The sequence below is a fragment of the Streptomyces sp. NPDC017520 genome, assembly GCF_044329855.1.
Taxonomy (GTDB): domain Bacteria; phylum Actinomycetota; class Actinomycetes; order Streptomycetales; family Streptomycetaceae; genus Streptomyces.
Map to the genome: position 1 here is coordinate 114,295 of NZ_JBIRKB010000005.1, position 14,685 is coordinate 128,979.

The 14,685-nt window shown below is 72.0% G+C and carries 15 protein-coding genes; 9 read left to right on the forward strand and 6 right to left on the reverse strand.

Annotated features, from left to right (window positions below; genetic code table 11):
• Positions 1–25: 25 nt before the first annotated feature.
• The 3 genes from ACH4KB_RS13805 to ACH4KB_RS13815 are packed head-to-tail and all read left to right on the forward strand — an operon-like array spanning position 26 to position 3,077.
• Entirely contained in the window at positions 26–388 is a 363-nt protein-coding gene (locus ACH4KB_RS13805; protein WP_398066170.1) for a hypothetical protein, read from the forward strand.
• On the forward strand, positions 385–1,890 hold the full coding sequence (locus ACH4KB_RS13810) for a cation acetate symporter (RefSeq protein ID WP_398066171.1): 1,506 nt from the start codon (positions 385–387) through the stop codon (positions 1,888–1,890). The genes ACH4KB_RS13805 and ACH4KB_RS13810 overlap by 4 nt, the downstream gene beginning before the upstream one ends.
• Positions 1,887–3,077 (forward strand): sensor histidine kinase, encoded by a 1,191-nt coding sequence (locus ACH4KB_RS13815; RefSeq protein WP_398066172.1) that lies wholly within the window; start codon positions 1,887–1,889, stop codon positions 3,075–3,077. The genes ACH4KB_RS13810 and ACH4KB_RS13815 overlap by 4 nt, the downstream gene beginning before the upstream one ends.
• A gap of 9 nt (positions 3,078–3,086) precedes the next feature.
• Here ACH4KB_RS13815 and ACH4KB_RS13820 read toward each other — a convergent pair whose 3' ends face one another.
• A complete protein-coding gene (locus ACH4KB_RS13820; protein WP_398066173.1) occupies positions 3,087–3,587 on the reverse strand; it encodes a hypothetical protein in 501 nt (166 codons plus the stop codon).
• A 112-nt stretch (positions 3,588–3,699) separates the two neighbouring features.
• Between ACH4KB_RS13820 and ACH4KB_RS13825 the strand changes: the two genes are divergently transcribed.
• On the forward strand, positions 3,700–3,897 hold the full coding sequence (locus ACH4KB_RS13825; RefSeq protein ID WP_398066174.1) for a zf-HC2 domain-containing protein: 198 nt from the start codon (positions 3,700–3,702) through the stop codon (positions 3,895–3,897).
• Here the strand turns inward: ACH4KB_RS13825 and ACH4KB_RS13830 are convergent.
• Complete coding sequence (locus ACH4KB_RS13830; protein WP_398066175.1) at positions 3,831–4,403, reverse strand: sigma-70 family RNA polymerase sigma factor; 573 nt, start codon at positions 4,401–4,403, stop codon at positions 3,831–3,833. The two genes, ACH4KB_RS13825 and ACH4KB_RS13830, sit on opposite strands and share 67 nt — an antisense overlap.
• 268 nt (positions 4,404–4,671) lie before the next feature.
• Here ACH4KB_RS13830 and ACH4KB_RS13835 point away from each other — a divergent pair, with 268 nt between their 5' ends.
• On the forward strand, positions 4,672–5,871 hold the full coding sequence (locus ACH4KB_RS13835; protein ID WP_398066176.1) for a CapA family protein: 1,200 nt from the start codon (positions 4,672–4,674) through the stop codon (positions 5,869–5,871).
• Between the two features lie 47 nt (positions 5,872–5,918).
• On the opposite strand, the gene ACH4KB_RS13840 is transcribed toward ACH4KB_RS13835, so the two are convergent.
• Positions 5,919–6,380 (reverse strand): universal stress protein, encoded by a 462-nt coding sequence (locus tag ACH4KB_RS13840; protein WP_398066177.1) that lies wholly within the window; start codon positions 6,378–6,380, stop codon positions 5,919–5,921.
• 152 nt (positions 6,381–6,532) lie between these two features.
• Here ACH4KB_RS13840 and ACH4KB_RS13845 point away from each other — a divergent pair, with 152 nt between their 5' ends.
• Positions 6,533–7,384 (forward strand): polysaccharide deacetylase family protein, encoded by an 852-nt coding sequence (locus ACH4KB_RS13845; RefSeq protein WP_398066178.1) that lies wholly within the window; start codon positions 6,533–6,535, stop codon positions 7,382–7,384.
• Between the two features lie 32 nt (positions 7,385–7,416).
• Here the strand turns inward: ACH4KB_RS13845 and ACH4KB_RS13850 are convergent, their stop codons facing one another.
• A complete protein-coding gene (locus tag ACH4KB_RS13850) occupies positions 7,417–8,079 on the reverse strand; it encodes a class F sortase (protein WP_018955699.1) in 663 nt (220 codons plus the stop codon).
• A 325-nt stretch (positions 8,080–8,404) separates the two neighbouring features.
• Here ACH4KB_RS13850 and ACH4KB_RS13855 point away from each other — a divergent pair, with 325 nt between their 5' ends.
• Positions 8,405–8,887: a hypothetical protein gene (locus ACH4KB_RS13855; RefSeq protein ID WP_398066179.1), complete on the forward strand. Its 483-nt coding sequence runs from the start codon at positions 8,405–8,407 to the stop codon at positions 8,885–8,887.
• Positions 8,888–8,978: 91 nt separating this feature from the next.
• Here the strand turns inward: ACH4KB_RS13855 and ACH4KB_RS13860 are convergent, their stop codons facing one another.
• Both ACH4KB_RS13860 and ACH4KB_RS13865 read right to left on the reverse strand, forming a co-directional pair.
• Entirely contained in the window at positions 8,979–9,536 is a 558-nt protein-coding gene (locus tag ACH4KB_RS13860; RefSeq protein ID WP_398066180.1) for a hypothetical protein, read from the reverse strand.
• 171 nt (positions 9,537–9,707) lie between these two features.
• A complete protein-coding gene (locus ACH4KB_RS13865) occupies positions 9,708–10,472 on the reverse strand; it encodes a DUF4239 domain-containing protein (RefSeq protein ID WP_398066181.1) in 765 nt (254 codons plus the stop codon).
• Between the two features lie 1,212 nt (positions 10,473–11,684).
• Between ACH4KB_RS13865 and ACH4KB_RS13870 the strand changes: the two genes are divergently transcribed.
• Positions 11,685–12,503, forward strand: a complete 819-nt coding sequence (locus tag ACH4KB_RS13870) for an SAM-dependent methyltransferase (protein WP_398066182.1) — start codon at positions 11,685–11,687, stop codon at positions 12,501–12,503.
• Positions 12,500–14,674, forward strand: coding sequence for a putative bifunctional diguanylate cyclase/phosphodiesterase (locus ACH4KB_RS13875; RefSeq protein WP_398066183.1), 2,175 nt, complete (start codon positions 12,500–12,502; stop codon positions 14,672–14,674). The genes ACH4KB_RS13870 and ACH4KB_RS13875 overlap by 4 nt, the downstream gene beginning before the upstream one ends.
• The last annotated feature ends 11 nt before the right edge of the window (positions 14,675–14,685 follow it).

Sequence of the window (14,685 nt, forward strand, 5' to 3'; positions counted from 1 at the left end):
CCGCCGACGCCTACACTCCGAGCCCATGTCCGCAGAGCCATCGCCCCGGCGCGAAGTGGTCACGGGGGAGCCGCGGCGGGTGCGCCCGCTGCCCCGCTACCGCACCCAGTCGGAGATCGACGAACAGACCGCCCTCGGCGGCGCCTATGTGCGATCGCTGATGCGCGGCCAACTGCGCGCCGGGCTCACCGTGTTCGGCGTCCTCGTCGTTGTCGCGGGTTCCCTGCCGCTCATCTTCGCCGCGCTGAACAGCTCCGCCCTCGTCTGGGCGGTGCTCGGCTTCGCCACCTATCCGCCGCTCACCCTGGCCGCCTGGTGGTACGTCCGCAGGGCCGAGCGCAACGAACGCGACTTCGCCCGGCTGGTGGAGGGCCGCCCCGCCCCGTGAGCACCCCCGACCACATGGCGTCCTGGGTGGCGGTCGCCCTCGTCGTCCTCGCCACCGTCCTCGTCGGCGGCTTCGGCCTGCGCATCTCCCGTACGACCTCCGACTTCTACGTCGCCTCGCGCACCGTACGGCCCCGCCTCAACGCCGCCGCGATCAGCGGCGAATACCTCTCCGCCGCCTCCTTCCTCGGCGTCGCCGGGCTCGTCCTCGTCCATGGCCCCGACATGCTCTGGTACCCGGTCGGCTACACCGCCGGATACCTGGTGCTCCTGGTCTTCGTCGCCGCTCCGCTGCGCCGCTCGGGGGCGTACACCCTGCCGGACTTCGCCGAGGGACGGCTCGAATCACGGCAGGTCCGCCGACTGGTCAGCGCCCTCGTCGTCGGCGCGGGCTGGCTCTACCTGGTCCCCCAGCTCCAGGGCGCCGGCCTCACCCTCAAGATCCTCACGGGCGCTCCGGGGTGGCTCGGCGACGTCCTCGTCGCCACCGTCGTGACCGCCGCCGTCGCCGCCGGCGGCATGCGCTCCATCACCTTCGTCCAGGTCTTCCAGTACTGGCTGAAACTCACCGCCCTCCTGGTCCCCGCCCTCTTCCTGGTGCTCGCCTGGCAGGGCGACGGCCGCCCCCGGGTCAGCTTCGACGACCAGCTCACCGTCTTCCGCGCCGACCATCCGCTGTACGCCACCTACGGGCTGATCGTGGCGACCTTCCTCGGCACCATGGGCCTGCCCCACGTCGTCGTCCGCTTCTACACCAGCCCCAACGGCCGCGACGCCCGCCGCACCACCGTCGCCGTCCTCGCCCTGGTCGGCCTCTTCTACCTGCTGCCGCCCATCTACGGCGCGCTCGGCCGGCTCTACACGCCCGAACTGCGGTACGGCGGAGACGCGGACGCCGCCGTCCTCCTGCTGCCCGCCCGTCTCATCGGCGGACTCGGTGGCGACCTCCTCGGGGCGCTGATCGCCGGCGGGGCGTTCGCCGCGTTCCTGTCCACCGCCTCCGGGCTCACCATGGCCGTCGCCGGAGTCATCACCCAGGACGTCCTGCCCTCGCGCGGGGTACGCCACTTCCGGCTCGCCACCGTCCTCGCCATCGCCGTACCGCTCGCCGGTTCCCTGCTGGTGAGCCGGGTACCGGTGGCCGACGCGGTGGGCATGGCCTTCGCCGTCTCCGCCTCCTCCTTCTGCCCGCTGCTCGTCCTCGGCATCTGGTGGCGGCGGCTCACCCCGCCCGGGGCCGTGGCGGGGCTCCTGCTGGGCGGCGGCTCCGCCCTCGTCGCGGTGGCCGTCACCGTCAGCGGAGCCGTACGCCCGCCGGGCTGGCCGCACGCCCTGCTCGCCTGGCCCGCCGTCTGGTCCGTCCCCGTGGGGTTCCTCGCGATGATCCTCGTCTCGCTCGCCACACCGGGGCGGATACCCCCCGGCACCAACGCCGCCATGACCCGCTTCCATCTGCCCGAGGCACTCTCCTCGACGCGGTCCACCGCCGGGCGGGAACGATGACCGGGGCCGCGATCGCCGCTCTCGTCGTGCCGGCCGTGCTGCTGCTCGGCACCGGGTATCTGGTGGGCCGCCGCACCGCCCGGCCGCTGCGCCCCAGCGATGTCGGCACCCCCGTCGAGCACGCCACGTTCGAGACGCTGCACACCGCGTCGCTGGCCGCCCCGCCGCTGCGGGCCGGCCTCACCGAGGAGAGCGCCCGGCGCGCCGCCCGCCGGCTGCGCTCCCTCCTCGGCACCGACGCCCTCTGCCTCACCGACCGGGACCGGGTGCTGGTCTGGGACGGCGCCGGGCACCACCACGGCAAGGACGTCATGGAGCACCTGAAGGTGCTCCTGGACAACGGCCGCCGCACCGCCTTCGACAGTGGCTGCGCCGACCTCGACTGCCCGCTGCGCTGGGCCGTCGCCGTCCCCCTCACCGTCGAGAACCGGGTCCTGGGCGCGCTGGTCGCCTATGCCCCGCGCGAGTCGGCGGTACTGGCCCGGGCGGCGGGGGAAGTGGCCCGCTGGGTCTGCGTCCAGCTGGAGCTGGCCGAGCTGGACCGCTCCCGCACCCAGCTCATCGAGGCGGAGATCAAGGCCCTGCGGGCACAGATCTCCCCGCACTTCATCTTCAACTCGCTCGCCGCCATCGCCTCGTTCGTCCGGACCGACCCGGAACAGGCCCGCGAACTGCTGCTGGAGTTCGCCGACTTCACCCGCTACTCGTTCCGCAGGCACGGGGAGTTCACCACACTGGCGGACGAACTGCACTCCATCGACCAGTACCTGGCCCTCGTCCGCGCCCGCTTCGGCGAACGCCTCGCCGTGACCCTCCAGGTCGCTCCCGAGGTGCTGCCCGTCGCGCTGCCGTTCCTGTGCCTCCAGCCGCTGGTGGAGAACGCCGTCAAGCACGGCCTCGAAGGGGCGGCCACCCGCAGCCGCATCACCATCAGCGCCCTGGACGCCGGCTCGGAGGCCGAGGTGGTCATCGAGGACGACGGAACCGGCATGGACCCCGAACGGCTGCGGCAGATCCTGCGCGGCGAGGGCGGCGCCTCCACGGGCATCGGGCTGCTCAACGTGGACGAGCGGCTGCGCCAGGTCTACGGCGACGACTACGGCCTGGTCATCGAGACCGGGATCGGGGCCGGCATGAAGATCACGCTGCGACTGCCCAAGTACCGTGCCGGGGTGCACGGTTCCTGAAGCAGGGGATCAGCACAGATGGACGGCCAGATGTCCCAGCGGCAGCCCCAACTGCCAGGCGGGCGTCCAGACGCGGACCTCCTGGTTGTCGGTCTCCCAGCGCCCGGGGCCGATCGCGTCGAGGTCCGCCGCGAGCAGCTCGGTCTCCTCCAGCCACCGCCAGGCCGCTCGCGCCAACGCCAGATCGGGGTCGCCGGGCTCGGTGTCCCGTCCCGCTTCCGTCAGCCGCTCGCAGATCCAGGCGCGCCAGGTGCACTCGTACGCCGTGAGGATCCGCAGCTCGTCCACCCGAGGTTCGGGCAGGGCCCGGGGGGCCGGAGCGTCCCGCGGGACTCCGCACAGGAACATCGTCAGCGCGAGGGCGTCGCGCCCCGCCCGGAACTCCAGGGTCGTCGGTTCCATCAGATCGCCGGTCCGCAACAGGTCGTCGGCGAGATACTCGGTGGACAGCCAGGTCATCGGTACCCGGAGGTCGTTCCCACCGGTCCCATCCGTATCCTCGGGACGCATCCCGTCTCGCCTCTTTCCTCGCTCGGTGCCGGGCTTCACGCAGCATTGAACCGGGGGCGGGCGCCCCGCGTGGGCAGAAGGGGAGGATCGCCCAGGAGATGCGAGGCAGTGAATGAGTGTCGACCCCGGCGACGACGGGCATGTGCGCCTGCTGCTGGGCGCGTACGTCCTGGACGCCCTGGACGCCGAGGAGACCTGTAGGGTCTCCCGCCACCTCCGGGGCTGCGACGGCTGCGCCCGGGTCTACGTGGAGGTGGCCGAGGCCTCCGCCCTGTTGGCGCTGCTCCGGGCGGAGGACCTGCGGGAGTAGCCGGGCAGCGTCCGCGCGAGGACCCGCAGGGCGTAGTACGAGCGGGACTTGACGGTCCCCGCGGGGATGCCGAGCGCCTCGGCCGTCTCGCCGACGCTCAGCCCGCGGAAGTAGATCTGCACCAGCACCGCACGGTGCTCGGGGCTGAGGGTGCGGACCGCCTCCCGGACGTCCAGGGCGCGGACGGCCGAGTCCGCGGTGTCCAGGGTGTCCGGGGTGCTCTCCAGCACGGTGTCGCTGACCTCGACGGGACGGGCCTGCCGGGAGCGCCGCGCGTCGATGGCGAGGCGGCGGCCCACGGTGAACAGCCACGGTCGCATCGACGCGTAGGGCGCGTCGAAGGCCTCGGGGTGCTGCCAGGCGCGTACCAGGGTCTCCTGCACCAGGTCCTCGGCCCGCTGCCGGTCCCCGAAGGTCAGACCGAGGAGGAAGTGGAACAGCGCGGGGCCGTGTTCCCGCTGCAACTCGGCGAGGGTCCGCTCGTCGGTCGTCGTGGTGGTCTTCATGAACGCCCTCTCCCGCCGTGGCCCCTGGCGGCCTCGTTGCCGACTTGGCGTATACGAACGCATTCGGCGGCGCGGGAACAGGCGGTGCGCCGAGGCGTGCGACGAGCGGTCGCTCAGTGCGGCGAATGGTGCGGTGAACGGTCGAGGGGCCGTCGGGGTCGGACGGTACGACCAGTTCAGCTAGGTATGCGGCAATGCTCCTTGCCTATCCGGTATGAAGATCTGTGTAGTCGGATGGTCGTAATCATCCGAACATGGAGTCGAGCAGATGACGCAGCGCATCCGACCGGGCACCGTGGCGGCCGTCGCCCTCCTGCTCGCCGCGGCCACCGGCTGCACCGGGCAGCAGTCCACGGCCCCCGCGCCGAGCGGGCCACCCGCCGCCGCCCGGGGCGCCGGCGGCCAGGACGCCGAGGGGCCCCGCCCGTTCACGCTCCTCGCCGCGGGCGACATCCTGCCGCACTCCTCCGTGATCGACCGGGCCGCCGCCGACGCGGGCGGCGCCGGCTACGACTTCGCCCCGATGCTGGCGGGCGTCGCCCCGGTCGTCTCCGCCGCGGACCTGGCGTTCTGCCACATGGAGACGGTGTACGGCGAGGAGGGCGGCCCCTACACCGGCTACCCGAGCTTCAAGTCGCCGCCCGAGGTCGCCAGGGCCCTGCGCGCCACCGGGTACGACTCCTGCTCCACCGCCTCCAACCACACCCTCGACGACGGGGCCGAGGGGGTCTCCCGCACGCTCGGCGCGCTGGACGGGGCGGGCATCCGGCACGCCGGCTCCGCCCGCACCGCCGCCGAGGCCGCCCGGCCCACGATCCTGCCCGCCGGGCCGGGAAAGGGCGCGGCCAAGGTCGCCCACCTCGCGTACACCTACGGCACCAACGACATCCCGGTCCCCGCCGACCGGCCCTGGACGGTCAACGTGACCGACGAGCGCAGGATCATCGAGGAGGCCAGGGCGGCCCGGCGGGCCGGCGCCGACGTCGTCGTCCTCTCCGCGCACTGGGGCACCGAATGGCAGGACGAGCCCGACGCGACCCAGCTGGAGCTGGCCCGGCGGCTCACCGCGTCCGCCGACGGCGGCCGCCCCGACATCGACCTGATCATCGGCACCCATGCCCATGTGCCGCAGGCGTACGAGAAGGTCAACGGCACCTGGGTCGTCTACGGGATGGGCGACCAGATCGCCGGAGCGATGATCAACTACGAGGGGGTCCAGGACCCGCGCGGCAACCAGAGCTCGATGGGGCGCTTCACCTTCGCGCCGCCCGCGAAACGCGGCGAGCGCTGGACGGTGAAGAAGGCGGAGTTCGTCCCGCAGTGGTACGACACCGATACCGGACGCGCCGTCAACCTGAACGCCTCCCTCGACGACGGGGCCGAGCACCTGCGCGAGGTCCGCGACCGCATCCGTACTGTCGTCCTCGGGCGTGGAGCGGAGAGCGACGGGCTCCTCATGGGCAAGTGAACGCTCCTCACGGCACCACGGCACCACGGCACCACGGCACCACGGCGTCACGGCACCACGGTGACCGGCCAGCGCCCCGCCTTCACCAGGCGCACGGCCACCGAGCCGACGAAGCGGTGCCCGGCCGACTCCGACGCCCCGACCACCACCGCGTCCGCCTTCAGCTCGTCGGCCGCCGTCACCAGCCCGTTGTACGGGTCGCCCCGGAAGGTGTGGAACTCCCAGCGCATGCCCCACGCGTCACTGAAGCGCTCGGTCGCCTCGCGGATCTCGGTGACCAGGTCCTCCGCGACCTCGCTCGTGGTGTCGCTCACCGGCACGCCCAGCGCCGCACCCGCCGTGATGACGGGCTGGACGTACACCAGAGCCAGCATGGCGTTCTGCCGACGGGCCAGTCCGGCGGCGTAGGCCGCCGCGCGCATCGACGAATCGGAGCCGTCGAGCCCCGCGACGATCACCTTGGGGCCGTCCGTACCGCGTTCGAATCGCTGAGGCTGCTGCTCTGTCACGGCTCCGAGGCTATCGGCTCGTCCCGGAGGGGAGGCTCCGGGCCGCCGACCGACCCGAAGAGAGATGAACATACTGCACCGATCGTGTACAAAACGGGCGACGGTCGGTGTCGGCGGCCGGAGCGGACGTCCGGCCGTGCGAGCAGTTGGCCATGAGAAGTGATCACACCGGACCCGACCGCCGCACTCTGCTGAGGGTCGCCCTCGGCCTCGGAACCGCCACCGCCGTGCACCTGATCGCCGCCGATCCGGCCTCTGCGCCCGGTCGCTCCGCACCCGCCGCGGACACCCCGCCCGCCGCTGCCGCGGGACCTCCGGGACACGTCCGGGGCCGGCCCTCCCCGTACCGGCTCGAACCGATGACGGCGAACACCCCGCCCCGGTTCAGACCGGCCAGGCCGCCCGTGCGCGTCCGGCCCTTCGAGCATCTTCCCGAGATCGGTCACTCGATGGTCCTGAGCTTCGACGACGGACCCGACCCGCTCTACACCCCGGACATCCTCGCCACCCTGCGCGAGCACCGGGTCCGCGCGATGTTCTTCGTCTGCGGGGAGATGGCCGACGGGAACCGGGACCTGCTGCGCGAGATGGCCGACGACGGGCATGTGGTGGGCAACCACTCCTGGTCGCACCCGCTCATCCCGAAGCTCTCCCGCCCCGCGATCCGCGAGGAACTGGGGCGCACCAGCGAGGTGGTGGACCGGGCGCTCGGGACCCCGCCGCTCTGGTACCGCGCGCCCTACGGCGCGTGGAACCGCAACTCCTTCGAGATCGGGGCCGAGCTGGGCATGGAGCCCATGGCCTGGACCGTGGACACGCTCGACTGGAAGACGCCGGGCACCGGCACGATCGTCCGCCGGGTCCTGGCCGGAGCGGCGCCCGGCGTCGTCGTCCTCTCGCACGACGCGGGCGGCGACCGCTCGCAGAGCGTCGCGGCCCTGCGCCGCTATCTTCCCCGCCTGCTGGACTCCGGCTACCGCATCACGGTGCCGCGCCGCCTCTGAGCCGGGGGCACCGTCGCGTGGGAACGCCGCTGTCAGCGGGTGTCGACGAGCCGGGCGAAGACCACCACGTTGCCGTCGTAGCCGCCCGCCTTGGAGTAGCCCCCGCCGCAGGTGATGACCCGCAGCTCCGCGTGGCCGGTGTCGCCGTAGACCCGGGGGCCGGGGAAGTCGTTCTTGGAGAAGACCTCCACCCCGTACACCTCGAAGATCCCGACCCGGCCGTCGTAGCGGGCGACCTCGACCCGGTGCCCCTTCTGGAGCGAGCCGAGGCCGTAGAAGACCGCCGGCCCGGACATGTTGTCGACGTGGCCGACGACCACAGCGGTGCCGCGCTGGCCGGGAGCGATGCCGTTCTGGTACCAGCCGGCGAGGTTGGGGTCCTCGGCGGGCGGGGCGTCGATCCACCCGTTGGCGTCCAGGTTGACGTCGATGACCGGGGCGTCGACGTCGATGGACGGGACCTTCACCCGGGAGGCCGGGGCGTACGGCAGCGGCTGCACCGCCTCGCCCTCCACCGGCGGCCCCGCGGTGTCCTTGCCCAGGTCCAGCGAGGCGGCCGCCGCGGGCTGCGGGGGGCCCGCCTCCCCGAACTCCGTGCCGTTGCGCATGAGGGCGAGGCCACTGAGCAGCACCAGGGCGACCGCACCCCATGGCACACGTCTGGTCCGCTCGGCGCCAGCGTAGTCCCGGCCCATGGTTCTCCCTTCGTCGCGACGCTGTGAACGCTAGGGGCGTCGGATCCGGGCGGCGATCAGAGAGAGGCGAACGGGTGGTGGCGGGGTCGGGCCCCTGCCGGATGCCTGCCCATCGGAGTAATGAGCAGATAAAAGTTCTGACGGTCCGTGACCTGCGGCTCCATCAGTTTCACGGGTTTTCGTACGGCGTGTCGCGTCACCGGGGTGGACCAACGCCGAAGTGCGAGCCAGCGGTCCGCTGGTGAGTGTTCGTCATGGGAGGCGTTCTCGTCGATCAGCCCGGGGGACAAGCCCCCGGGGGCGTTTCCCGCTGGAGGTTCACACGATGCGTGTCTCACGCGCTCTCGCGGTCACCGCGACCGCTTTCGCGGCCGTCGGGCTGGCGGCTCCCATGGCCGCCGCCACCAACGGCCCGGTCAACGTCGCCGTCAACCCCCACTCCGTCCACCAGGGCGGCACGCTGAAGATCACCGCGCAGGGCTGCGGTCACGGCGGCAAGGTCTGGTCGAACGCGTTCCCGACGACCACCCTCTCGCCGGGCGACGGCACCAACTACGCCCACGCCCGGGTCCGGAACAACACCACGCCGGGGCAGTACCACCTCTCCGTGAAGTGCGGCGACAACGACCGGATCGCGACGCACAAGTTCACCGTGCTCGCCGGCAACCCCTCGCAGGGCGGGCTCGGCGGCTCGATGGGCCCGAGCTCCGTGGAGATGCAGGTCGGCGGCGGTCTGGTGGCCGCGGCGGCCGTCGGCGGCGCGGTCTTCCTCGTCCGGCGCCGGCGGCCGAGCCATGCGGCGTTCTAAGGCGTCGAACCTCCCGCCCGGCCCGATACGCCCGTCGCCCCGAGTCCTGGATCAGGACCCGGGGCGACTGTCGTGCGCCGCATGCTCGCGGTCAGTGGTGGCGGTCGGCGGTGCGGCGGCGCGCGAAGTAGAGGGCGCCCGAGGCCGCCAGGGCCACCAGGGCCGCTCCGGCGGCGACCTCCACCGTGTCGGCGGAGCCGGAGCTTCCACCGAGGCCGCCGCGCACGCCCCCCGGCACGAGCGCCGTCGAGCTGGCGGTCGGAACGGTGGTGGGCCTCGGGGTGGGGGTGCTCGTGGCGCCGCCGGTGATCGTCAGATTGACGTTGCGGGAGGTGCCGGTGGAGCCGCACGCGAACGTCACCGCGTACACGGCCCCCCGGCGGGCGTCCGTGTCGATGGTGGCGGTGGCCGTTGTGGAGCCGCTCGGGATGGTGGTGGTGTCGAAGATGCCCGAGGAGACGGTCGTCTCGCCCGTGCAGCCGCCGGCGCCGAGGGTGACCCGGCCGCCGGGTGCGATGACCGACGGGGCGATCGTCGGGTTGAACGTGCTGGTCGCCCCGTCCGGCGCGGCGTGGGCGGCGGACGGGGCCAGCAGAGTCAGGGCACTGGCGCCGAGCAGGGCGAGCGGTGCGACACGTATCGCGCGCATGGTGGATCCTCCGGGTTCCCCGAGGGGCAGCTGCGGAACCATTTTCCACATAGCAGGAAAAATGCACCTCGATGCCCGACACGCTAGGAGGGGTCCCCCCGGCCCGCGATCGGGGTCCGGCGAATGGGTCAGCGGTGTCCCCCGGCCGGCTCACGGGCCGGGGGCGCGGACTCAGCGGGCGGCCCCCGGGAACATGTCGAGGAACGGGTCCGCGGTGGCCGAGATGCCCCGGCCGAAGGGCGCGTCGAAGTCCCAGATCAGAAAGAGCAGGAAGGCGATCAACGCGCTGAACAGGCCGGCCAGGAGCAGTTCCCGGAACGTTCTGCGGATCTGGAGGGTGAAGATCAGCCCCACGGTCACCAGTGCCCCGATGATCAGCCCGAACCAGACCACCCCCGGCATCGTCGCCCCGGCGTTCTGCCCGCGTGTGCTGCGGGCGTCGTCCGCCGCCGCCACCTGGTCGACCAGCGGCTGGTAGGCCTGCCCCTCGTGATCGGTCCTGGGCACGTAGTCGGTGACGTCCGCCCGCACCTTGTCCAGCAACTGGGTGCCGCGCTCGGTGAGCGTGTTCCGGTCGGACATCACCTTCCACTCGTCGTGTACCACGTGGCTGACATAGGCGTCGACGTCCGCCCGGATGCGGTCGCGGACCTCCACCGGGTAGACGGAGGCGCGCGCCTGCACCTCGTGCAGCGCCTGCGCCTCGATGCGGACGGACTCCTGGGCGGCGCTGCGTCCCTCCCAGACCCCGGCGATGGCGAGCCCCAGGACGATCGCGTAGACCACGCCGATCATCATCGTCATGTACTCGATGACGTCGGGCGTCTCGGACGGGTCGTCGTCATCCCTGATCCGCCGGTTGTTCAGGACGGCGATGGTGAGGACGACCGCGCAGGCGGACGCCATGGCAATGCTCAGGACGAGCCATTCGGACATGCATCTCTCCTGGTCAGCGGGATGATCGCGGCCGCAGCACGGCAACGGCGAACACCGCCGGGGCGGTGATGAGCAGCGTCAGGGACACCAGCGACGGTCCGCTTCGCGGCTGTTTGCGGGCCGGTTTGCGGTAGGTCGGCAGCGCCACGGGGCGGGGGCGCGGTGGCTCGGTCCGCTCCGATGGCCGCGGCGACGGCGACGGCGATGGCTTCGGTTGCGGAGCGGGCGCGGGCGCCGGTGGCGGGGGAGAAGGCGGCGGAGGCGGAGGTGGTGGAGGCGGAGGCGGAGGCGGCTGTTCCGCGACCACCGGCGGCGGTGGTGGCGGTGGTGGTGGCGGTGGCGGAGGCTGCGGCGGAGGCGGCGGGGTGGGTGGCGGTGGTGGTGGTGGCTTCGGTGGTGGCGGTGGTGGTGGCTCGGAGACCGCGACGCAGTCCCCGTCGCCCGCCACGGCGACCGACGAACTGCCGTCTCCCTGCCCGATCGTGGCCACCGCGCAGCTGTCGGCGGTGGCGGGCAGCGGTACGGCTGTCAGCCAGAGAAGTGCGGCGACCGTCGTGAGCCGCGCGATGCGTGATCCGTACACATCCGCGAGCATGATCCACGCTGCCGGGGAACACGCGATACCTGCCGGTGATTCGCCTGATCGTGCGGTTAATGCGCCATTCGTGTTTGTCCGGTGGACGTCGCGTCGCCGAATTATTCTCAGCATTCCTTTGAACGCGGCCCCCGTCGGCGTCCCGTACCGAGGGCCAGGAACGGCGCGCGGTCCCCGCGCCGGCAGCGCCCCTCCGGCCCAGCCGCCCGCCGACAGCGGGTACGGATCAGCGGTCGGGGGATGCGGGCCGGGGGCCGATGCGGAGGCGGAGCCGGCACCACCCGAGGAGGTCGGTCAACTCGCCCTCCAGGAGCGCGAGAAGCTCGGGAAGGTGCTCCCTGGCAGTGCGGGCTTCACGCTCTACCGGTTCGACAAGGACACATCGCCCAGGAGCCCCAAGTGGCCCGGAACCGCAGGGAAACGGCGTCCGGAGTGCCGGTCCGTCGCTGTTCGCATACGCGCAGCGACGGACCGGCCGCCGATGCCACCGGAGTGTGACCAATAACGGATCGCTAATTTCCGTTTCCACTCGCTCTCTTGGCGGCCGATCAGTAGCCTCTGGACAACACTGACCATGAACATGGCCGGATCGCCGTGGCGACTTGTTGGAGACATCGATGGAGCGTCCCGCCTGGGCACCGCAGGGCATTGACATCTCGGTGCCAAGCGTGTCTCGCATGTACGACTTCTATCTGGGCGGATCGCACAATTTCGAGGTGGACCGGGAAGCCGCGCGCAAGGCCATGGAGTTCCTTCCGGGCCTTCCCAAGATCATGCAGGCCAATCGCGCCTTTATGCGCCGGGCCGTCCGCTACGCCGTCGACACCGGCATCGACCAGTTCCTGGACATCGGCTCCGGCATACCCACCTTCGGCAACGTCCACGAGGTCGCCCGGGCCGCCGACCCCGGGGCCAAGGTGGCCTACGTCGACCACGACCCGGTCGCCGTCGCCCACAGCCGGGCCGTCCTGGAGGGCGACGACCGCGCGGTCATCGCCGCCGCCGACCTGCGCCGTCCCAAGGAGATCCTGACGAACCCGGAGATCACCGGGCTGCTCGACCTGGAGCGGCCGGTGGCGCTCCTGCTGGTCGCGGTCCTCCACTTCGTGGAGGACGCCGACGACCCGCGTGGCGCGGTCGCCGAGCTGCGCCAGTCACTGGCCCCCGGCAGCCTGATCGTCCTGACCCACGCCTCGTACGAGGGCATCCCGCTGCCCGAGGAGGAGGCGGCCGGCACGGTCGGCGTCTACCAGAACATCCGCAACCCGCTGATCATGCGCTCGCGCGGGGAGATCGGCCAGTTCTTCGAGGGCTACGAGATGGTCGAGCCGGGGCTCGTGTCGATGCCCGAATGGCGGCCCGACACCCCGCAGGCGCCGGAGCAGGAAGACCCGTACGCCTTCTCGGGCTTCGCAGGGGTTGGGCGCAAGGCGTGACCATTCCCGCCCAGGCGTCCGGGGAACCGGACGCGGAGCCCGACGGTCCGGAAGGCCGGCTGCGGAGATTCGCCAGAATCTGGAGCCGGGCCATCTTCCCCCTGACGGCCACCTCTCTCACCCGGCCGGAGTTCGAACAGCATCTGCTGCCCCTGGCACGCGAGCTGAACGGCATCCTGCACGCCCACCCCTTCGACGCCTCGCCCGCCCAGCGGATCGGCGAGGCCCTGATCGACGCGCACTGCACCGACCCGGACGCCCTCAGCTCCACGCTCGGCGTCATCGACTCCTACCTCGTCCTGTACTGCGGCGGCAACGGGCCCGGCGCGCTGTCCACCGAGGACGGCCGGGCCCGCTGCGCCCGGATCCAGCACACCCTCGCCGCCGGCTTCACCGGGGCCCTGCGCGAGCGCACGCTCGCCGAGCAGGAGGCCATCGCCCGCTCGGCGCTGACCGCCCGCTCGGACGCCGAACAGGCCCTGCACGCGACGGAGGCCCGGTTCCGCGCGGTCTTCAAGGACGCCGCCATCGGCATCGGCGTCGCCGACCTGGACGGCAACATCCTGGAGATCAACGACACGCTCACCAAGATGTTCGGCGGGCTGGAGAACCACGTCCGCAGCCACAAGGTGAACGAGTGGGTCCATCCCGAGGACTCGCCGCAGGTGTGGAAGTACTACGACGAGTTGGTACGTGGCGAACGCGACCACTACCGGGTGGAGAAGGCGTACTACCGCAACGACGGCACCGTGCTGTGGACCAACCTCACCGTCTCCCTGCTGCGGGATTCCGAAGGCCGCCCCGAGTACCAGCTCGCACTGATGGAGGACACCACCGAGCGGCGGCTGCTCAATCTGCGCCTGCGCTACGAGGCCACCCACGACGCGCTCACGGGACTGCCCAACCGGACGCTGTTCTTCGAGCGCCTGGAGAAGGCCCTCGCCGCCCAGGAGGGAATCCGCTTCGGCCTCTGCTACCTGGACCTCGACGGCTTCAAGGCCATCAACGACAGCCTCGGCCACGCCGCCGGCGACCGCCTCCTGGTCGAGGTCGCCGACCGGCTCCAGAGCTGCGCCACCGCGCGTGGCGAGATGGTCGCCCGGCTCGGCGGTGACGAGTTCGTCGCGTTGACCACCGGCCCGGACACCGCCGACGAGGTGGGTGAACTGGCGGGCCGCATCCTGAACGCGCTCGCCTCCCCGATCCGCCTCGACGGCCGCGAGCTGACCGTCCGCGGTTCCATCGGCGTCGTCGAGGGGCCCGCCGGGGAGCGCAGCGCCGCCGAGGTGCTGCGCAGCGCCGACATCACGATGTACCGGGCCAAGGCGGCGGGCGGCAACCGCTACCAGCACGCCGACGCCGAGGCCGACTTGCGGGCCATCACCCGGCACGGGCTGACGACCGCGCTCCCGGCCGCCCTGGACCGGGGCGAGTTCTTCATCGAGTACCAGCCGCTCGTGCACCTGGGCGACGGCACGGTGCACGGCGCCGAAGCCCTCGTACGGTGGTGCCATCCGCAGCACGGGGTGCTCGGCCCCGACCGGTTCATCCCGCTCGCCGAGCACACCGGGCTCATCGTGCCGCTCGGGCGCTGGGTGCTGGAGGAGTCCGTACGGCAGGCGAACTTCTGGCAGGAGCGGCACAGCGACGGCGGACCGCTGCGGATCAACGTCAACCTCTCGCCGACCCAGCTGCACCACCCCCGCCTCGTCGCCGAGACCGTCGACGTGCTGGAACGTTCCGGTCTCGAACCGGGAGCGCTCTGCCTGGAGGTGACCGAGTCCGCGCTGATCGGCGCCGACGACGATCTCCTCAAGCCGCTGCGGCAGCTCGCGGAGATGGGCGTCGACATCGCGCTCGACGACTTCGGCACGGGCTACTCGAACCTGGCGAACCTGCGCAGGCTGCCGGTGAGCGTGCTCAAGCTGGACCGTTCCTTCACCCGGGGCATGCAGCAGCACCCGGCGGACCCGGTCGACATGAAGATCGTCGAAGGCATCGTGTCGCTGGCCCACAGCCTGGAGCTGGCCGTCACGGTGGAGGGCGTGGAGACGGGCGCCCAGGCCGAGCAGCTGCGGCTGCTGGGCTGCGACACCGCACAGGGCTGGTACTACGCCCGCCCCGGGGCTCCGGACCGCATCCACTCCCTGCTGCTGGCGGACGCGGTCTGAGTCAGGCCGGG

What these genes read in the sequence shown, in the direction of transcription:
- ACH4KB_RS13805 (WP_398066170.1), top strand. Translation starts at nt 26, where the DNA reads ATGTCCGCAGAGCCATCGCCCCGGCGCGAAGTGGTCACGGGGGAGCCG.
- ACH4KB_RS13815 (WP_398066172.1), top strand. Translation starts at nt 1,887, where the DNA reads ATGACCGGGGCCGCGATCGCCGCTCTCGTCGTGCCGGCCGTGCTGCTG.
- ACH4KB_RS13825 (WP_398066174.1), top strand. Translation starts at nt 3,700, where the DNA reads ATGAGTGTCGACCCCGGCGACGACGGGCATGTGCGCCTGCTGCTGGGC.
- ACH4KB_RS13820 (WP_398066173.1), bottom strand. Translation starts at nt 3,587, where the DNA reads ATGCGTCCCGAGGATACGGATGGGACCGGTGGGAACGACCTCCGGGTA.
- ACH4KB_RS13835 (WP_398066176.1), top strand. Translation starts at nt 4,672, where the DNA reads ATGACGCAGCGCATCCGACCGGGCACCGTGGCGGCCGTCGCCCTCCTG.
- ACH4KB_RS13830 (WP_398066175.1), bottom strand. Translation starts at nt 4,403, where the DNA reads ATGAAGACCACCACGACGACCGACGAGCGGACCCTCGCCGAGTTGCAG.
- ACH4KB_RS13860 (WP_398066180.1), bottom strand. Translation starts at nt 9,536, where the DNA reads ATGCGCGCGATACGTGTCGCACCGCTCGCCCTGCTCGGCGCCAGTGCC.
- ACH4KB_RS13870 (WP_398066182.1), top strand. Translation starts at nt 11,685, where the DNA reads ATGGAGCGTCCCGCCTGGGCACCGCAGGGCATTGACATCTCGGTGCCA.
- ACH4KB_RS13850 (WP_018955699.1), bottom strand. Translation starts at nt 8,079, where the DNA reads ATGGGCCGGGACTACGCTGGCGCCGAGCGGACCAGACGTGTGCCATGG.
- ACH4KB_RS13845 (WP_398066178.1), top strand. Translation starts at nt 6,533, where the DNA reads ATGAGAAGTGATCACACCGGACCCGACCGCCGCACTCTGCTGAGGGTC.
- ACH4KB_RS13855 (WP_398066179.1), top strand. Translation starts at nt 8,405, where the DNA reads ATGCGTGTCTCACGCGCTCTCGCGGTCACCGCGACCGCTTTCGCGGCC.
- ACH4KB_RS13865 (WP_398066181.1), bottom strand. Translation starts at nt 10,472, where the DNA reads ATGTCCGAATGGCTCGTCCTGAGCATTGCCATGGCGTCCGCCTGCGCG.